Source organism: Cryobacterium algoricola (assembly GCF_004402485.1).
Classification (GTDB): Bacteria; Actinomycetota; Actinomycetes; order Actinomycetales; family Microbacteriaceae; genus Cryobacterium; species Cryobacterium algoricola.
On the sequence record NZ_SOFG01000021.1, the window covers coordinates 94,782 to 108,500 of the forward strand.

The following is a 13,719-nucleotide window of genomic DNA, read 5'->3' on the forward strand; positions in this document are numbered from 1 at the left end:
GCCTTCACTTTACCAACGGGAACAGGATGGTCTCGCGGATGCCGAGGCCGGAGAGGGCCATCAGCAGCCGGTCGATGCCCATGCCCATGCCGCCGGTGGGCGGCATGCCGTACTCGAGGGCGCGGAGGAATTCCTCGTCGAGGCGCATCGCCTCCGGGTCGCCGCCGGCGGCGAGGCTGGCCTGTTCGATGAAACGCTCCCGCTGGATGACGGGGTCGACGAGCTCGGAATATCCGGTCGCGAGTTCGAAGCCGCGCACGTAGAGATCCCATTTCTCGACAACGCCGGCCACCGAGCGGTGCCCGCGCACGAGCGGGCTCGTGTCGACGGGGAAGTCCATCACGAAGGTCGGCCGGGTCAGGCCGCCCTTGACGAAGTGCTCCCAGAGTTCCTCGACGTACTTGCCGTGGATCGGGTGCTCGACCGCGACGCCCTCCCGGGCCGCGAGCTCCTGCAGTTCGGCGAGGGGGGTCTCCGGGGAGATGGTGTGGCCGACGGCGGCGGAGAGGCTGTCGTACATGCCGATCCGGTCCCAGTCGCCGCCGAGGTCGAACTCGGTGCCATCGGCCCAGGTCACGACGTGCGAGCCTGCGATCGCCGTCGCCGCGTTCTGGATCAGCGTCTGGGTGAGGTCGGCGATCGAGTTGTAGTCGCCGTAAGCCTCGTAGGCCTCGAGCATCGCGAACTCGGGAGAGTGCGTGGAGTCGGCGCCCTCGTTGCGGAAGTTGCGGTTGATCTCGTAGACCCGGTCGATGCCACCGACGACCGCGCGCTTGAGGAAGAGTTCCGGGGCGATCCGCAGGAAGAGTTCGGTGTCGAAGGCGTTGCTGTGGGTCGAGAACGGGCGAGCGGATGCGCCGCCGTGCATCACCTGGAGCATGGGCGTCTCGATCTCCAGGAAGTTCCGGTCCGTGAAGGTCTTCCGCAGGCTCGCGACGGTCTGTGAGCGCTGGATGACGCTGCGGCGGGCCTGCTCGCGACTGATCAGGTCGAGGTAGCGGCTCCGCACCCGGGTCTCCTCGCTCAGCTCGGAGTGCAGGTTCGGCAGCGGGAGGAGAGCTTTCGCGGCGACCTGCCATTCGGTGACCATGATGGAGAGCTCGCCGCGGCGGGAGGAGATGACCTCTCCGGCGACGAAGAGGTGGTCGCCGAGGTCGACGAGGTCCTTCCAGGCCGCGAGGGAGTCGACGCCGACGGCGGCGAGGGAGACCATGGCCTGGATCCGGCTGCCGTCGCCGGCCTGGAGGCTCGCGAAGCAGAGCTTGCCGGTGTTGCGGAGGAACACGACACGGCCGGCAACGCCGACGGTGACTCCCGTGACGGCATCCGCTTCGAGGTCGCCGAAGCGGGCACGGACGGCGGGGATCGTGTCCGTGACGGGCACGCCGACGGGGTAGGCGCCGCCGCCGGGCGTGGTCGCCGCCTGGATGAGCCGCTCGCGCTTGGCGAGGCGCACGAGCTTCTGCTCGCTGTTCTCCTGCTCGACCTGTTCGGCGGTGGGCTCGGTCTGCTCGGTCGGTTCGGTGTGCTGGCTCATGCGGATCTCCGTTGGCGGTTCAGGTTCGTGCAGGTGCGAGGTCGTGCTCGTGCGGGTCGTGCTCGTGCGGTCGTGCGGGTCGTGCCGGTCGAACGGATGCTGCGGGCGGGCGCTTCAGGCGGGTGCGCTGCCGAGGTCGATGGCCTCGTTGTCGATCAGCCGGATGCTGCCGACGTGGGCGGCGACGAGCATCCGCGCCGGACCGGTGAAGCCCGCCGCGACCGGTTGGAAGTCATGCGGGCTCACGACCACGAGATAGTCCAGCTTAACCAGCGGCTGGGCGGCGAGGATCGTGTGCGCGGCGACCTGGGCAGCCTGCAGCCCGTCGGGGGCGGCCGCGACCGCGGCAGCGAGCGCAGCGGAGAGGGCCAGGGCCGCCTCTATTTCCGTGGGTTCGAGCCGGCGGTTACGGCTCGAAAGGGCCAGGCCGCTCGGTTCGCGCACGATCGGGACGACCTCGATCTCGGTGCGCATGTTGAGGTCGGCGAAGGCCTGCTGCACGAGGAAGACCTGCTGGGCGTCCTTCTGCCCGAAGACGACGACATCGGGGCCGACGATGTTGATCAGCTTGGTCACGACCGTGAGCATGCCGTCGAAGTGGCCGGGGCGCACGGCACCCTCGAGGAGCGCCGCGACCGGGCCGGCGGTGACGCGGGTGTCCGCGGCGCCGTCCGGGTACATCGTGGACACCTCGGGGGCGAAGACGAATGCGACACCCTCCGCGGCGAGCGCCGCGACGTCGGCGTCGAGGGTGCGCGGGTAGGACGCGAGGTCCTCGGTGGGCCCGAACTGGAGCGGGTTGACGAAGATCGAGACCACGACGATGCCCCCGCGGGCGTGGGCGCGGCGCACGAGCGACAGGTGCCCGGCGTGCAGGGCGCCCATGGTGGGGACGAGGACGACCCGCGCTGCGGGGCCGGGCTCCGCGCGGTTCTTCGCGGCGGCGATGCGCTCGCGCAGCCCGTCGATGGTGCTGATGACTTCTGGTTTGATGAGCACGTTCACTCGTCCTCCGTTGTGGTGCGGTCGGTGCGGTCGTTCTGGCTGGTGGGGTCGTCGTCGGGGTCGTCGTCGAGCGCAGACAGGTCGAGGCGGTCCGGCGCGGTGCGGGCGAGGGCGTTTTCCATCGCCGAGCGCATCAGCGGGCCGATCACCCCGCCCGGCCGATCGATGCCGATCGAGCTGAGCAGGGCCGCGGCCTGGTCGACGATCGACGTCGAGAACGCCGTGGCGATCTCGACCGCCTCGGCGTAGCGGGCCCTGTCCCCCTCGGCGACGACGACGGGCTCTCCGCCCATCTCGACGACGAGCGCCTGCCCGATGGGCAGCACGGGCGTCGGCGCGGTGACCGCGAAGTAGCTGTCGGCGAGGCGGGCGAGGTCGATGCTCGTGCCGGTGAAGCTCATCGCCGGGTGGATGGCGAGCGGGATGGCACCCTGGGCGAGGGCCGGGGCGAGCACCCCGATGCCGAACTTCGCCGAGGTGTGCAGCACGAGCTGCCCGGCCTGCCAGGTGTTCGTCGCGGCGAGGCCCGCGACGAGGCTCGCGAGCTGGGCGTCCGGCACGGCGAGGATCACGAGTTCGCTGCGTTCGACGATCTCGGGAACGGTCAGGATCGGCACGAACGGCAGGATCGCCTCGGCCCGGTCGCGGCTGGACTGCGAGATCGCCGAGATGCCGACGATCGCGTGACCGGCTCCGGCGAGGGCCGCGCCGAGAATCGGGCCCACCCGTCCTGCACCGACGATCCCGATGCCGAGACGACCGGGGCGCGCGCTCACAGCGCCGCCTCCGCGGTCGGCGTGACGGGCGCGAGGGGCTGCGCAAGCGGGGCGAGCGGCGCCCGGTTCAGCGGATGCCGCGGGTCGGCCCAGTGATGACTGGTGTCGGCGCGGGCGGAGGAGATCGCTCCCGCGGAGAGGCGCTCGAACAGGCGCTCCCCCTCACGGACGTCGATGACCGGGAGCGCGGCGATGACCGGGCCGGCGACGGTGTGCACGCGGAGATGCGCGAGGCGCAGCATCCGCCGGATCGGACCCTGCTGGATCGAGATGCTCTGCAGCCGCGCGAGCGGAACGAGGACGAGCTCGCGGCTCACGAAACCTCGGCGCAGCAGCACCGTGTCGGCTGCGATGGTGAAGCCCGTGCGTCGCCAGGAGAACGGGCGGAGCCAGGCCGCGCGGCGCGGCGCGTTCGTGTACCCGTCGTCGCCGCCGGGCGAGCGCACACCGTGGTCGACCAGCAGCGTCTCCCGGCCGTTCTCGGAACCGGAGTCGCTGTCGAAACCGGGCAGGATCAGTTCGAGCACCCGGGCGACGTCGGTCAGGGTGCCGACCGGGAGCGTCGTGGTGTGCGCCTCGCCGGCCGCGCCCTTGTTCGTGGAATGGCCCGCGGTGTTGATGCGCACCTGCCACCAGCCGAACGGGCGCCAGATCAGCGGCTGCGAGACCCGGACGGCGTGGATGCGGCCGGGCGGGAGCGTCTCGTTGCTCACCGAGAGCAGGCCGAAGCCGACCCGCACACCGTCGGGAGTTCCCGCGATGCTGTAGCGGAGCGACTTCGTGAACCGGTTGAAGTAGAAGCTGAGGCTCGCGATCAGGCCGGGGAAGATCGCGATGAGCAGCCAGCCGCTGCCGCCGGCGGAGACGCTCCAGACCAGCACCGCGATGGCGATCAGGACGAAGACGGTGAAGCCGCTGAAGACGACGGAGCCGATCAGCCGGCCGGGCGGGATCCGCACCACGGACTCCGGCGGTGCCGCGTCCGGGTCGAGCTCGGGGGCGAAGAACTCGTGGGCGCGGTCGGTCGCGAAGCCGCCGATGCCGCCGGCAATGCCGCCCGCCGCGGTACCGAGGTAGCTGCCGAGGGACGGGCCGAGAGCGCTGCCGGCCGCGCGGGTGCCGGCGTGTTCGACCCAGTCCTCGCCCTCGGCGGCGGCGTCGGTCGACGCCGGGGCGGGAAGTGCCGCGGCCGCACGGGCACCGGAGGCGAGGTGCAGGATGTCGCGGCGGAGGGCATCCGCTGCGGCGGAGCCGAGATAGGCGAGGTGCACGTTCGCGTCCTGGCCTGCGACGCTGACCTCGAGTTTCGCCGCGCCGAACAGCCGGGGGATGAACGGGCGCACGATGTTGACGCCCTGGATGCGGTCGAGGCGGGCGCGGCGGTTGCTGCGGAAGACGAGCCCGCTGCGCACCTCGACGACCTCGCCGCTGACCCGGAAGGTGTGCATCCGCCAGGACAGGTAGAAGGCGACCAGGATCACGACGAGGATCACGACGACCCCGAGCAGCGCCCAGCCGACCGCCCCACGACGGAAGAGCTCGTCGATCGGGTCGTCGCCGTAGGTGGGCACGTGGAAGAAGAAGTCGAGCAGGCGCTCCCGGAGATTGCTGATGATGAAACCGAGGATGGCCACGATGAAGAGCCCGCCGCGCAGCAGCGGGCTCGCCGGGTGCAGCCGGTGCCACTCCCCGTCGGCGAGGGTGGTCACAGTCCCGCCCGGCGGCTCTCGGCGAGTTCGACGAGCCGGTCGCGGAGCGCTTCGGCATCGTCGAAGGCGAGGCCGGGAACGAGCACGCCGGAGGAGGCGGCCGCGGTGACGAATTTGAGGTCGGCGAGGCCGAGCCAGCGGGCGACCGGCCCACGGGTGACGTCGATGAGCTGCATCCGGCCGTACGGCACCGAGACGAAGCGCTGGAACATGATTCCGCGGCGGAAGAGCAGGTCGTCCTGCCGGAGCTGGTAGCCGATCGAACGCACCCGGCGCGGTTCGAACAAGACGACGATCAGGATCACGACGACGATCAGGGCGAGCACGATGGGCGCCCAGGACACCTCGGCGAGGAGCCAGAGGGCGGTCGCACCGGCGCAGAGGACGAGTCCGAAGATCACGGTGCCGACGATCTCGACGACGACGTAGCGCGGCGAGACCCGTTTCCACTCGCCGTCGACCGGGAGCTCGAGACGACCGTCCGCTTCGAGGACCGGGTCGGGCGCCGACGCGGCATCCGGTGCCGGGGCGGCGAATCCCTCAGTGGTGTCAGGCACGCACTTCTCCTCGTTTGCTGTCCTCGTCGTCGTCCGGAGGGAGAGTACAGAAATGCTCGGCAACCAAACCACTCGCCAGGAGGATCGCTGCGCCGAACGCCATCCCGATGGTGAGCCATACCGATGCTACCGCCGGAACCACCGAACGGGTCAGCAGATAGAGGCCGAGACCGCCGGCCGCCCCGAGCAAGAGGGCCCCGCTGTACGCGGATGCCTTGGCGAGCGCAGCGACGCGAACCGCCATGAACGGGTTCACGGGCTTGCGCGGTTTGCCGTCGAGGGCGCCGCGCGTGGACTTCCGGATCGGCCAGGCCAGCGCAAAGACCACGATCGCGCAGAGAACGAGGGCGAGGGCGAGGCTGGACGGCGGCAGCACGATCGAACGGCCGGCAGCCGCGAGTGCGAGCTCGAGCAGCAGCCCGATAACGAGGGCGCCGAGTACCCAGGCGACGATCACGGAGGCTCGGGTGCGCTTCATCGGCTCGCCTCCTCGACGGGATAGCGGTGCACGGTCGAATCGATCGCGGCGAGGAGGGTCGACACCGGTCCGCGGCCCGGCAGGACCGCGCCCGGGTCGAGGTCGAGCCAGGGGGCGAGCACGAAGTCGCGCTCGGCCGCGCGCGGGTGCGGGAGGGCGAGCCGGGCATCCGCCTGTTCGAGCGCCCCGAACACGACGATGTCGATGTCGAGGGTGCGGTCGCCCCAGCGCTCGGCACGCACCCGGCCGTGGTCGTGTTCAATCGCGTTAACCGCCTCGAGCAGGCCGAGGGCAGAGCCGGCGAAGCGGATGCCGACGGCCAGGTTCAGGTAGCGGGGCGCGTCCTCGTCGACCCCGTCCGGCTTCACGGCAGCGGACTCGTACAGCGGTGACACCCCGGTCACGACGAGCCCGGGCACGGTCGCGAGGTCGCGGACGGCCGCCGCGAGGGTCGCCTCCCGCTCCCCCAGGTTGCTCCCGAGCGACAACACCGCCTCCGTAGCCTCGTGAGGTGTCGCAGATCGACCTTCGCGAGCCTCGCGAACCTCGATTTGCGACACCTCAGCGGGGGTGGGGGTCACGAGGGCGGGGTTCGGCGTCACGGGGGCGGGGGTCACGGGCGGGACCTCGTGATCTGCACGGAGACGTCGGTGAAGGGGACGCTGATCGGCGCCTGCGGCTTGTGCACGGTCACCTGCACGGTCTCGGCGGTCGGGTGGGCGAGCACGACGCCCGCGATGCGCTCGGCGACGGTCTCGATGAGGTCGACCGGGTTGACCGCTGCGGCCTCGGTCACCTCGATCGCGAGTTCGCCGTAGTGGATGGTGCGGCTGACGTCGTCGCTCGACGCCGCGGCGTGCAGGTCGAGCCAGACGGTGACGTCGATCACGAAGTCCTGGCCGTTCTCACGCTCGAAGTCGTAGACGCCGTGGTGAGCGGTGACCCGCAGCCCGGTGAGAGTGATGCAATCGCGGATCATGGCTCTATTCTGGCCGACTCCACGAGCGAGAGCACCTTCAGGGCCGCCCGGGTTGCGGCGACGTCGTGCACGCGCACGGCCCAGGCGCCGGCCTGGGCGGCGAGCACGCTGACGACGGCGCTCGGCAGGTCGCGGGCGGGGATCGGGGCGTCGTCCGGGAGCGCGGTCGCGAGGAAGCGTTTGCGGGAGGCGCCGATCATGACGGGAAGGCCGAGCAGGTCGAAGGCGGCAAGGTTGGCGAGCAGGGTCCAGTTGTGGGCGGGGAGCTTGGAGAAGCCGAGGCCGGGGTCGAGCACGATCCGGTCCCGCTGCACCCCGGCGGCGACGAGTGCCTCGACGCGCCAGGCGAGTTCGGCGCGCACGTCGGCGACGACGTCTCCGTAGACCGCGAGGTCGTCCATGGTGCGGGCGTGACCGCGCCAGTGCATCGCGATGAAGGTCAGGCCGGTCTCGGCGGCGACACCGGCCATCTGCGGGTCGGCGAGGCCGCCGGAGACGTCGTTGATGATGCTCGCCCCCGCGGTCGCGGCCGCGCGGGCGGTCGAGGCGTTGAGGGTGTCGACGCTCAGCACGAGGCCCTGCCGGGCGAGTTCGGTGATCACCGGGATCACCCGGGCCTGTTCGACGGCGGGGGCGACTCGGCCGGCGCCTGGCCTGGTCGATTCGCCGCCGACATCGATGACGTCAGCGCCCTCGGACTGCAGCAGGAGACCGTGCCGGATCGCGGCATCCGTCGACGCCCACTTGCCGCCGTCGCTGAAGGAATCGGGCGTGACATTGAGCACGCCCATGATGCGGGTCATGAGCCTGCGCCGATCAGGGCCATCACTTCGGCGCGGCGGGCCGGTTCGGCGAGTTCGCCGCGCACGGCGAGTGTGACCGTCGAGCTGTTGACCTGGCGCGGGCCGCGCATCGTGACGCACCCGTGCACGGCGTCGAGCACGACGAGGATGCCGCGGGGCTCGAGACCGGTCTGGAGCGCCTCGGCGATCTCCTCGGTCAGGCGCTCCTGCACCTGGGGGCGGGCGGCGAGGCAGTCGACGAGGGCGGGCAGCCGGCCCAGGCCGACGACCTTCTCTCCGGGCAGGTAGGCGATGTGGGCGCGGCCGAGAAACGGCAGCAGGTGGTGCTCGCACACCGACCGGAAGTCGAGGTCGCGCACGAGCACGAGCTCGCCCGTCGTCGGGCCGACCGGGATCGTGTCGCGCAGCAGGTCGAGCGGGTCCGTGCCGAGTCCGGCGAAGAACTCCCCGAAGGACTCGGCGACGCGGCGCGGCGTGTCGGCGAGTCCCGGCCGGTTCGGATCGTCGCCGATCGCCGCGAGGAGCTCCGAGACGAGACCCTGGATGCGGGCCCTGTCGACTGCCACCCGGGGCCTAGGCGGTGGCGGGCCGCGGGGTGCGGGCGGGCGCGCGCTTGGGCTTGGTCTCCGCGGCGTCTCCACTGGAGACTCCGCCGTCGACGACGCCCTCTTCGATGGGCGCCTTGGGCAGGGGCATCTCGATGGGGGGCACGTCGGAGACCGGGCGCTTGTCGCTGGACAGCCACTGCGGGCGCGGCGGCAGCTTCTCGATGCCGGCGAAGATCGGCGCGAGTTCGGTCTGGCCGAGGGTTTCGTGCTCGAGCAGTTCAGCGGCGAGTTTGTCGAGGATGGCGCGGTTCTTGCCGAGCACCTCGTACGCCTCGTCGTGGGCGGCCTCGAGCAGCAGGCGCACCTCGGTGTCGACGCTCTCGGCGAGACGCTCCGAGTAGTCGCGCTGGTGGCCCATGTCGCGGCCCAGGAACATCTCACCGGATGCCTGGCCCAGCTTGAGCGGGCCGACGGCGGCGCTCATGCCGAACTCGGTGACCATCTTGCGGGCCGTCGCGGTGGCCTTCTCGATGTCGTTGCTGGCACCGGTGGTCGGGTCGTGGAAGATCATCTCTTCGGCGACACGGCCGCCCATCGCGTAGGCGAGCTGGTCGAGGAGTTCGTTGCGGGAGACCGAGTAGCGGTCTTCGAGCGGCATGACCATCGTGTAGCCGAGGGCGCGCCCACGGGGAAGGATGGTGATCTTCGTGACCGGGTCGGTGTTGTTCATCGCGCTCGCGACGAGGGCGTGGCCACCCTCGTGGTACGCGGTGATCAGCTTTTCCTTGTCGCGCATGATGCGGGTGCGGCGCTGCGGTCCGGCCATCACCCGGTCGACGGCCTCGTCGAGGGCGCGGTTGTCGATCAGCTGCGCGTTCGAGCGGGCGGTCAGGAGCGCGGCCTCGTTGAGCACGTTGGCGAGGTCGGCGCCGGTGAAGCCGGGGGTCTTGCGGGCGAGGACCTCGAGGTCGACTCCCTGAGCCATCGGCTTGCCCTTGGCGTGCACCTCGAGGATCTTCTTGCGGCCGAGCATGTCGGGGGCGTCGACGCCGATCTGGCGGTCGAAACGGCCGGGGCGGAGCAGGGCCGGGTCGAGGATGTCCGGACGGTTGGTCGCGGCGATCAGGATGACGTTCGCCTTGACGTCGAAGCCGTCCATCTCGACGAGCAGCTGGTTGAGAGTCTGCTCGCGTTCGTCGTGCCCGCCGCCCATGCCGGCGCCGCGGTGGCGGCCGACGGCGTCGATCTCGTCGATGAAGATGATCGCGGGGGCGTTCTCCTTGGCCTGCTGGAACAGGTCGCGGACGCGGCTCGCGCCGACGCCGACGAACATCTCGACGAAGTCGGAGCCGGAGATCGAGTAGAACGGCACGCCGGCCTCGCCGGCGACGGCGCGGGCCAGCAGGGTCTTACCGGTTCCGGGAGGGCCGTAGAGCAGCACGCCCTTGGGGATGCGCGCTCCGACGGCCTGGAACTTGGCGGGCTCCTTGAGGAAGTCCTTGATTTCTTCGAGCTCTTCGATCGCCTCGTCGGCGCCGGCGACGTCCGCGAAGGTGACCTGCGGGCTCTCCTTCGAGACGAGCTTCGCTTTCGACTTGCCGAACTGCATGACCTTGTTGCCGCCGCCCTGCATGCCCGAGAGCATCAGCCAGGCGAAACCGCCGATCAGGATCACGGGCAGCAGGTACCCGAGCAGGGTCACGAGCCAGTTGGTCTGCGGCACCTCGTCGGTGAAGCCGCCGGAGAGGTCGGCGTCGGTGACGGCCTTGACGACCTCTGAACCACGCGGGGCGACGTAGTAGAACTGCACCTTGGTGCCGAGCTTGTCGTCTGCACTGGACAGCGTGAGGTCGACGCGCTGTTCGCCGTCGACGATCTTGGCCTCCGAGACCTTTCCGTCCTTGAGGAACTGGAGTCCCTGTGCGGTCGGAATCTCTCGGAACCCGGACATGGTGATCAGACTCGACCCTATCCAGACGGCGATAATCGCCAGAATGATGTAGAGGAGTGGCCCGCGGAGTAGCTTCTTGACGTTCATCGTGTTGTCAGGCTACCGTGCCCGCACTGGACGGTGACCGTGTGTTCGCCCTGAGCGCGATGCAAGGCCGAGGCAGGCATCCGTTGCTCAGGAGTAGATGTGAGGAGCGAGCACCGCGACGGAACGCAGGTTGCGGTACTTCTCGGCGTAGTCGAGGCCGTAGCCGACGACGAACTGGTTCGGGATGTCGAAGCCGAGGTACTTGACGTCGATCTCGACGCGGGCGGCGTCGGGCTTGCGGAGCAGCGCGCAGATCTCGACGGATTCCGGCTGGCGGGACTTGAGGTTCGCGATCAGCCAGGAGAGGGTGAGGCCGGAGTCGATGATGTCTTCGACGATGAGCACGTTGCGCCCGTGCAGGTCGGTGTCGAGGTCCTTGAGGATCCGGACGACGCCGCTGGACTGGGTTCCGGAGCCGTAGGAGCTCACCGCCATCCAGTCCATCGCGATCGGATGCTTGAGTTCGCGGGCCAGGTCCGCCATCACCATGACGGCACCCTTGAGAACGCCGACGAGCAGGAGGTCCTTGCCCGCGTAGTCGGCTTCGATCCGGCGGCAGAGTTCGGCGAGGCGGCCGTGGATCTGCTCTTCTTCGATCAGGATTTCGGTGAGGTCGCCATCAATGTCGCGGGGTTCCATGGGGGAGGGAGGGTCCTTTGCTTTGTGCGTATTCAGTTGGCCGAGCGTGCCGTCCGAGGCCGGGTCCGGTGAAGACGAGCCAGCCGTCGTGCCGTACAACTCTAACGCCTGGCAGGTCGAGCGGGCCCTGGCCGTGCCAATCGGTCACGAGCCGGCCGACGGCCAGGGTCGCCCCGCGGGGCAGGGCCAGCACGACGCCGCCCGGTATGTGCCGTGCGGCGGGCGCCGCGGCGGGCGGCTCGGCGGGCGGCATCGCGGCATCAGGCAGGGGCGCTGGCGCCGTGGGCCGCAGGACGGCGCGAGCCGCGGCGAGGCGGATCAGCCGGTTCTGCAGCGCCGCCGGCTGCGCTGCGAGCATCGAAACGGGCACACGGATGCCGTCGGCCACGGCCTCGAAGCACCCTTCGGCGAGCTCCAGCGTGCGTTCCCGGAGGGCTGCGTCGTCCTCCCGCAGCAGGTCGGCGGTGCGGGCGAGCGCTTCGGCGACGCCGGGACCGAGCTCGCGCTCGAGCACCGGCAGGACGGTCTCGCGCACCCTGACGCGGGCGAACCGGTGTTCCGCGTTGTGCGGGTCCGTCCAGGGGGTGAGGCCGGCATCCGCGCAGGCCGCCTGGGTCTGGGCGCGGCGGATGTCGAGCAGCGGGCGGAGGTAGGGACCGCTGACCCGCAGCATGCCGTGCAGGCTGACCGGGCCGGATCCGCGGGCGAGGCCGAGCAGCACGGTCTCGGCCTGGTCGTCGAGGGTGTGCCCGAGCAGGACGTGGGTCGCGCCGGTGTCGGCGAGTGCGCGGACGAAGGCGGCGTAGCGGCCGGTGCGGGCGGCGGCCTCCGGGCCGCTGTAGCTCTCGGCGGAGTCGGCGGTGGCGGTCGTGTCGGCGGTGAGGTCTGCGGCACTCCCCCGGTGGTTCTCGCCGTGGTCGACGGTGATGCGAACGATGAGTACGGGGTCGAGGCCGAGGGCCGTGGCCTGCCGGGCGGCCTCGGCGGCGACGTCGGCGGAACCGGCCTGCAGGCCGTGGTCGACGATCACGGCCCCGGCGCGGAGTCCCGCCCGGGGTGCCTCGAAGGCGGTCCCCGCCGCGAGCGCGAGGGAATCGGCGCCGCCGCTGAGGCCGACGAGGACGAGGCCGCGGGTGTCGGGGGCCGGACCGGAGCTGTCGGGGGCGGAGGGGCCGTAGCCGGGGGCCGGGGGCGTCGCGGAGGCGCCGAGCCCGGCATCCGCCAGCACGGTGCGGATCGCCCGGCGGATGTCGGCGATCTCCGGTGTCAGTCTCGGGCGGCGCGTGGACTCCATCCAGTAACGTTATCCGGAGACTGTGAACAAGGGAGAGACCAGGCCATGGCCGCATATGACGCAGTAATCGAAATTCCCCGGGGAAGCCGCAACAAGTACGAGGTCGACCACGAAACCGGACGGGTCTACCTCGACCGTGTGCTCTACACGAGCTTCGTGTACCCGACGGACTACGGGTTCTTCGAGAACACCCTCGGCCTGGACGGCGACCCCGTCGACGTTCTCGTGCTGCTCGACTTCCCGCTGTTCCCCGGCGTCGGCGTCTCGGTGCGTCCGGTCGGTGTCTTCAACATGACGGATGACGGCGGCTCGGACGCCAAGGTCATCGCCGTTCCCGCGGGCGACCCCCGCTGGGACCACATCCAGGACGTCCTCGATATCCCGGAGTACACCCGCAAGGAAATCGAGCACTTCTTCGAGCACTACAAGGACCTCGAGCCGAACAAGTGGGTCAAGACGGAGGGCTGGGGCGACGCCGCCGAGGCCAACCAGATCGTCGAAGACGGCATCAAGAAGCTCGCCGCCGAAGGTCACTGACCCTCAGCGCTCGCGCACCACGAAGGCCTCCCGGATCGCTCCGGGGGGCCTTTCTGCGTACCGGACCACCCGCATCCGCTCTCGCGCGCCACGTGCGCCGCTTCGCGCCAGGCACGCTTGGCGCGAAGCGGCGGAAAGGGCGCGCGGCGCGCGACCTTGACCGAGCGCGCCAGTTGCGCCGCTGCGCGGGTGTTACGCCGTTTCGCCTGCGGAGCGGATCAGCCGGTGGGGCGGCCGACGTAGGAGGCGACGTCGCCGGGCGACCAGATGGAGTGGATGCGCACGGGCTTACCGACGTCGGGGGCCTCGATGATCTGGCCGCCGCCGACGTAGATGGCCACGTGGTAGTAGTCGCCGCCGCTGCCCCAGAAGACGAGGTCGCCGACCTGTACGTTGCTGAAGGAGACGAGCCGGCCCTGGCTGGCCATGGTGTTGTACTGGTTCGTGGCGGAATGGGTGCCGATGTACACCCCGGCCGCGGCGTAGGCGGCCTTGGTCAGCCCGGAGCAGTCCCACGCATCGGGTCCCGAACCTCCGAGGAGGTAGCGGTCGCCGAGTTGCTGCTTGGCGAAGGCGATCGCGGTCTGCACGGCGCTTGCGTTCGGAGCCGGCGCGGTCGCCGCCCCGCCGCCCGAGGACGAGCCGGAACCCGAGCTGCCGGAGCCTGAGTTGCCGGACCCGGAGTTACCCGAGCCCGAGTTGCTGCCGCCCGCGGCCGGAGCCGGAGCTTGAGCCGCCGCCGCGGCAGACGCGGCTGCCGCGCGCGCGGCCGACGCGGCCTGGTCTGCGGCAGCCTTGGCCGCAGCCGCACTCTGGGCC

General features: G+C 70.6%; 15 protein-coding genes. 1 reads left to right on the forward strand and 14 read right to left on the reverse strand.

Annotation, left to right across the window (positions count from 1 at the left end):
* Positions 1–4 precede the first annotated feature (4 nt).
* From lysS to E3O44_RS15540, 13 genes are all read right to left on the reverse strand, one after another.
* Entirely contained in the window at positions 5–1,537 is a 1,533-nt protein-coding gene (lysS, locus tag E3O44_RS15480) for a lysine--tRNA ligase (RefSeq protein ID WP_134535672.1), read from the reverse strand.
* Between the two features lie 114 nt (positions 1,538–1,651).
* Positions 1,652–2,542 carry a pantoate--beta-alanine ligase gene (panC, locus tag E3O44_RS15485; protein ID WP_241976369.1) on the reverse strand — a complete coding sequence of 297 codons (891 nt, stop codon included), beginning with the start codon at positions 2,540–2,542 and terminating at the stop codon, positions 1,652–1,654.
* A complete protein-coding gene (locus tag E3O44_RS15490; protein WP_134535673.1) occupies positions 2,539–3,318 on the reverse strand; it encodes a Rossmann-like and DUF2520 domain-containing protein in 780 nt (259 codons plus the stop codon). The genes panC and E3O44_RS15490 overlap by 4 nt, the downstream gene beginning before the upstream one ends.
* On the reverse strand, positions 3,315–5,027 hold the full coding sequence (locus tag E3O44_RS15495; protein WP_134535674.1) for a PH domain-containing protein: 1,713 nt from the start codon (positions 5,025–5,027) through the stop codon (positions 3,315–3,317). Before E3O44_RS15495 ends, E3O44_RS15490 begins: the two co-directional genes overlap by 4 nt.
* Positions 5,024–5,584 carry a PH domain-containing protein gene (locus tag E3O44_RS15500; protein WP_134535675.1) on the reverse strand — a complete coding sequence of 187 codons (561 nt, stop codon included), beginning with the start codon at positions 5,582–5,584 and terminating at the stop codon, positions 5,024–5,026. The genes E3O44_RS15495 and E3O44_RS15500 overlap by 4 nt, the downstream gene beginning before the upstream one ends.
* Positions 5,577–6,062 (reverse strand): DUF3180 domain-containing protein, encoded by a 486-nt coding sequence (locus E3O44_RS15505; protein ID WP_134535676.1) that lies wholly within the window; start codon positions 6,060–6,062, stop codon positions 5,577–5,579. The genes E3O44_RS15500 and E3O44_RS15505 overlap by 8 nt, the downstream gene beginning before the upstream one ends.
* Complete coding sequence (gene folK, locus E3O44_RS15510; protein WP_241976370.1) at positions 6,059–6,679, reverse strand: 2-amino-4-hydroxy-6-hydroxymethyldihydropteridine diphosphokinase; 621 nt, start codon at positions 6,677–6,679, stop codon at positions 6,059–6,061. The genes E3O44_RS15505 and folK overlap by 4 nt, the downstream gene beginning before the upstream one ends.
* Positions 6,676–7,041, reverse strand: a complete 366-nt coding sequence (folB, locus tag E3O44_RS15515; protein WP_134535677.1) for a dihydroneopterin aldolase — start codon at positions 7,039–7,041, stop codon at positions 6,676–6,678. Before folB ends, folK begins: the two co-directional genes overlap by 4 nt.
* On the reverse strand, positions 7,038–7,844 hold the full coding sequence (gene folP, locus E3O44_RS15520) for a dihydropteroate synthase (protein WP_134535678.1): 807 nt from the start codon (positions 7,842–7,844) through the stop codon (positions 7,038–7,040). Before folP ends, folB begins: the two co-directional genes overlap by 4 nt.
* A complete protein-coding gene (gene folE, locus E3O44_RS15525) occupies positions 7,841–8,410 on the reverse strand; it encodes a GTP cyclohydrolase I FolE (protein ID WP_134535679.1) in 570 nt (189 codons plus the stop codon). Before folE ends, folP begins: the two co-directional genes overlap by 4 nt.
* Positions 8,411–8,417: 7 nt before the next feature.
* Positions 8,418–10,430 (reverse strand): ATP-dependent zinc metalloprotease FtsH, encoded by a 2,013-nt coding sequence (gene ftsH / locus E3O44_RS15530; protein WP_134535680.1) that lies wholly within the window; start codon positions 10,428–10,430, stop codon positions 8,418–8,420.
* A gap of 87 nt (positions 10,431–10,517) precedes the next feature.
* Positions 10,518–11,069 (reverse strand): hypoxanthine phosphoribosyltransferase, encoded by a 552-nt coding sequence (gene hpt, locus E3O44_RS15535; RefSeq protein ID WP_134535681.1) that lies wholly within the window; start codon positions 11,067–11,069, stop codon positions 10,518–10,520.
* On the reverse strand, positions 11,050–12,363 hold the full coding sequence (locus E3O44_RS15540; RefSeq protein ID WP_134535682.1) for a tRNA lysidine(34) synthetase: 1,314 nt from the start codon (positions 12,361–12,363) through the stop codon (positions 11,050–11,052). The genes hpt and E3O44_RS15540 overlap by 20 nt, the downstream gene beginning before the upstream one ends.
* A 45-nt stretch (positions 12,364–12,408) precedes the next feature.
* Between E3O44_RS15540 and E3O44_RS15545 the strand changes: the two genes are divergently transcribed.
* Positions 12,409–12,900 (forward strand): inorganic diphosphatase, encoded by a 492-nt coding sequence (locus E3O44_RS15545; protein ID WP_134446288.1) that lies wholly within the window; start codon positions 12,409–12,411, stop codon positions 12,898–12,900.
* A gap of 218 nt (positions 12,901–13,118) precedes the next feature.
* Here the strand turns inward: E3O44_RS15545 and E3O44_RS15550 are convergent.
* On the reverse strand, positions 13,119–13,719 hold a 601-nt coding region (locus E3O44_RS15550), incomplete at its 5' end, for a C40 family peptidase (RefSeq protein WP_166792680.1).

Coding starts and splice junctions, on each gene's coding strand:
- ftsH (WP_134535680.1), bottom strand. CDS start 10,430: ATGAACGTCAAGAAGCTACTCCGCGGGCCACTCCTCTACATCATTCTG.
- lysS (WP_134535672.1), bottom strand. CDS start 1,537: ATGAGCCAGCACACCGAACCGACCGAGCAGACCGAGCCCACCGCCGAA.
- E3O44_RS15505 (WP_134535676.1), bottom strand. CDS start 6,062: ATGAAGCGCACCCGAGCCTCCGTGATCGTCGCCTGGGTACTCGGCGCC.
- folP (WP_134535678.1), bottom strand. CDS start 7,844: ATGACCCGCATCATGGGCGTGCTCAATGTCACGCCCGATTCCTTCAGC.
- E3O44_RS15545 (WP_134446288.1), top strand. CDS start 12,409: ATGGCCGCATATGACGCAGTAATCGAAATTCCCCGGGGAAGCCGCAAC.
- E3O44_RS15540 (WP_134535682.1), bottom strand. CDS start 12,363: ATGGAGTCCACGCGCCGCCCGAGACTGACACCGGAGATCGCCGACATC.
- folB (WP_134535677.1), bottom strand. CDS start 7,041: ATGATCCGCGATTGCATCACTCTCACCGGGCTGCGGGTCACCGCTCAC.
- hpt (WP_134535681.1), bottom strand. CDS start 11,069: ATGGAACCCCGCGACATTGATGGCGACCTCACCGAAATCCTGATCGAA.